This is a genomic window from Pedobacter sp. 01N416, assembly GCF_056399685.1.
In genome coordinates, this window is the sequence record NZ_JBFTRT010000495.1 from 1 (window position 1) to 3,896 (window position 3,896).

The window sequence follows — 3,896 nt, forward strand, 5'->3', positions numbered from 1 at the left end:
ACTCAATACAATGAATTTGATGGCGGGCTGATTTCAATTAAAGAACTTGATGAACAACTGAGTGAGAACTTTCCAACTCTCTACAAAGGATACATTTACTACAATCTGAAAAACACGTCTTGGGAAAGGGAACTTGAAACTTTTATGCGGTCTCTTAACTCATGAAAATATTAATTGTGGATGATACACCTTTAAAAATTGAGAAAATCAAACTGGTGATTGAAGAGATTGTATCAAGTGAAAACGTAGAGATACTTATTGCAGAAAATGTTGCTGACGCTATATCTTATTTTATGCGCGGATATAAAATAGATCTTTTAATTCTAGATTTAAATTTACCGAACAGAAAAAAAGAAGAGGTCAAAAAGCTAGCTGGTCTTAGAATTATTAAAGAAATAAATCTGAGAAAGGATTTTCACAAACCTGAATGTATTCTTGGGCTAACAGCCTACAAAACAGAACAAATAAAATGCAGAAGTGATTTTGATAAAGATGGCTGGGCCATCGTTCATTTTGACCTCCGTGAAGATAATTGGGAATACAGTGTAAGGAATAAAGTTATTTACCTCCTAAATAAATCACAAACTTTAGTTACCACAATCAAAGATAAAATTCTTTTTTTTGCGTCATCTCCAACTGACGCTGGAATGCTCAATGCCGGAATGGAACAGCGTAAAATAAGCGAAGTTCTTCAATCATCAACCAATCGAGATGATATAGAATTGATTTCAAAAACTGGCGCAAAGCTTGATACCTTGACAAGTGAACTTATGAAACATAATCCTCAATTTGTTCATTTCACGGGACACGGAACGGAAGAAGGCCTAGCAATGGAAGAAGATAACGGTAGAAGCGTACTAATACCTACAGCAGCGCTTGAGAGTTTATTCCAATTATTTTCTGGCATTACACAATGTGTTTTTCTCAGTGCTTGTTATTCTGCTGAACAAGCAAAATCAATTTCCAAACATAATATCTATGTTATAGGAATGAATAGTCCCGTTGGGGTTGATGCTTCAACAGAATTCGCAAAAGGCTTTTATCAAGCACTAGCTGAGAAAAAAGATATCTTATCTGCATTTCAGTTTGGAAAAGTACATTTAATGGTTGCCGACCCAGATCAAGTGAACATTCCAGAAATCTGGTATAAGTCGGAAAAAGTATCATAAAGTAACTATGCTAAGTTAAGTCTAAAGGGCTTCGTGTGAAAGTTGATTTATCACCTGTTTAAACAATTTGCGCCTAGCAGGAAAACATCTTTCGTCAGAAAGTTATAATGGTAAACATATAGAGGGGCAGCCTGTTCTTCTTGCTGTTATAATAAAAAACATGGAGAGGGCAAACCCCAGTTCCCAATGATGTGCATGACAATAGTCGCAATCAGACCCAATAAGATTCTTTTAAGGTTTGGAGCATAACATCTATATTAGATTTTGTAACAATGACTGCTGGCCAAAGGGCCCTATTATTTCGCATTATGACTTAAAGCCATGAATGTTGTCTTAATTAAGGTTAGTATGTGAACTTGTGCTACGATGGTCTGGGATCATCTAATCCTGATAATCGATTCCCCACTCCTCGCCACGCATATGCCGTTTTTCACGATAAAGCATTCCACCCAGTGCAGACCGGAATAGCTGGTGGCTTCCGGTTGCTGCAGCCCACCTGTCCCGGCCGTTCCAGCAGGAAAGATAGCGCCTCTCAAGCAGCCGCTGTCTCTGGCCTCCGCTCCGGTGTTGACCACCTGCCAGAAAACGTTAAAAGGTTCCGGAACATCGGTATAAGCATTGAACATTAAGTTAACACCTTTTTCAAGCGTTCTTTCATTGATTTCGGTCCAAGTCCAGTTGTTATCATGGGATTTGTATTTGGCAGTGATGCGGACTTTATGTTCGGGCCTTACGGGCCATAGTGGCATTTGCCTATGGGCAACATTGGGAATCAGCGAAGTATTCTTGCTTTCATTAAGTAGCTGTCCTGAAGGTTCGAATCTGTTCAGCGCCTCATTGATGATCCGGTCGCCAAACTGAGGGCGAAGGGAGCTGATAGCCTTTTKGATATCCCCGGTTCTAAAGGACTGCTGAAAGTCATTTTTGAAGGCGGTAATCCAGTCAATAAAGTTTCTTGCCTTTTTAGGTGTCTCGTTCCACTTATCCGCGAAATTCTCTTTGTGGTTGACCGGGTTTTCAATATGGAACTCTCCGGCGAAGTGCTTGATAAAAGTGGGCATGGCATCGATCATTTCGATAAGTATATCATAGAAGATGGTGCTCTGGCTGGCGGAAATAACCTTTTCATAGGCCTTTGCAGCAAGAGTGGTAATGATGATAGATACCGGCGCATTGTCGCAGTCGTCCTTGAACATCATATCACGGTGTCTCTTCATCAGCTGTATCCCTCTTTGCAGTGGCGTTCGGACTTTGTATTCGGGTACATCGTCGACGCTTTCCAGCAGCAATTGGGCTTTGAGCTCCATCCTGATACGGTCGGCTTGGATTTTCATACGGTCCAAAAACCATAATGCGTAGCCCTCGGTATTGCTTTTGGGCCAGTCGATACTGTATTTATCCTGATCGAAGTAGTCATGGTCGGCATCGCTGATCAGAATGGCATGTTTTGCATACGCTTCAGGAACGCCCTGCACCTGTATCCAGCTGGGGTCGTCGGGTATAGCGGGAACAATATCAAGGTGGAATTTCAGGCTTTCTGCATAATGCAGCCTCAGGCACCTCCGGTGTTGTTCCTCGCTCAGCATGCGCTTGTAGTCACTGCTTTCCCGAAGTCTCTCTTCAATAATGTTTCTGAGGTCTTCCTGCTTAGCGGGCATGTCTACAGAAAGAATACAGGTCATATCGATATCAAACTCCGCATCTTCCCCGATGGGCCTTACAGTTGTGCCGATTCGGACAGAGCCCTGTACCAATACTCTTGGGTCGAAGGGTGTGAGCAGAGTATCCGGGGCGGCAAGAAAATTTGCTACAGAAGTATATTTTTCCTTTGCGGTCTTGTGCTGGCCTTCGGTCAGATCCAGGGTGTCAGCGAGTTGTTCGAGGAAAGTCCCGAAATTGCGTTTTGCTTCAAGGAGCATTTCCATGTTAGTGTATGCTTAGAGTTTTGATGAATGAATTATTAGTTTTATTCTGGTCAAAAATATCCATTGACAGATCAGATTTAGCCATCCAGGCCCGTCCGAACTCTACAGCGCAGGATACGGGCATCGCAGGAAAGATGCTTAAGATTGCCTTCTGCCCATGTTTTGCCTTGAGCTGATCAAAAGTTTTTCGGACTAGTTGTTTAAATCTTTCTAGTTGTACCTTACTTTCCATACAGTCCAGGTCAATAATATCGGACTTTATCGTCCAAATGTTGACCTCCTCGCCCAGGATTTCGTGGATACGGTCATTGGTAATGGTCCCACTTATTGATAAATTGAGTACTGGAGGATGGTCAAAATTATCTGGAAGAGTCAATTGAAAGGAACGGTTGCTCGTTTTTTTCAGCCATTTCCAGCTTGCCTCAGGATTTCGCCGGCGCTGGTAGACATCTGTGGAAAAAATATTTCCAAGAAGCGTTCCCAGCCGGATCAGAATGGGCATCGGCGCGAGTGCAAAGATTGAAAAATGCTGGGGACCATTTGCCGCACGTAGCGGTGTAATGTCCCGCTCAAACATCATTTTTAATTGGTTTTCCTGAAGTGGCCAATAATTTTGATCGGAATCCTTTATCGCTAAATTCCCTATTCCTAGCACAATTGGTCTTGTAGATGAGGGATACCTTTCGGGAACCATTGCAGAGACACAATCCCGGTAATTTAGTGGACTGTCATGTTCACCAATTCGTGCTCCAAGAAGTACCATATGGCTTTGCTTGTCCGGAGTAATGTTAGTGAGCAGTTC

Annotated in this window: 3 protein-coding genes; 1 reads left to right on the plus strand and 2 read right to left on the minus strand. The window is 42.4% G+C overall.

Features of this window, described 5'->3' with window-relative positions; translation table 11 throughout:
- The first annotated feature begins 161 nt into the window (after window positions 1-161).
- Window positions 162-1,169 carry a CHAT domain-containing protein gene (locus AC1DND_RS22205; protein WP_477584785.1) on the plus strand — a complete coding sequence of 336 codons (1,008 nt, stop codon included), beginning with the start codon at window positions 162-164 and terminating at the stop codon, window positions 1,167-1,169.
- A 377-nt stretch (window positions 1,170-1,546) separates the two neighbouring features.
- Here the strand turns inward: AC1DND_RS22205 and AC1DND_RS22210 are convergent, their stop codons facing one another.
- Together AC1DND_RS22210 and AC1DND_RS22215 are read right to left on the minus strand one after the other, a co-directional pair.
- On the minus strand, window positions 1,547-3,094 hold the full coding sequence (locus AC1DND_RS22210; RefSeq protein ID WP_477584786.1) for a nucleotide-binding domain-containing protein: 1,548 nt from the start codon (window positions 3,092-3,094) through the stop codon (window positions 1,547-1,549).
- A gap of 1 nt (window position 3,095) precedes the next feature.
- The coding region (locus AC1DND_RS22215) for an SAVED domain-containing protein (protein WP_477584787.1) at window positions 3,096-3,896 on the minus strand (801 nt) is incomplete at its 5' end.

Bases quoted from the DNA above. Each gene is read 5' to 3' on its own strand.
- AC1DND_RS22205 (WP_477584785.1), top strand. From the start codon at position 162: ATGAAAATATTAATTGTGGATGATACACCTTTAAAAATTGAGAAAATC.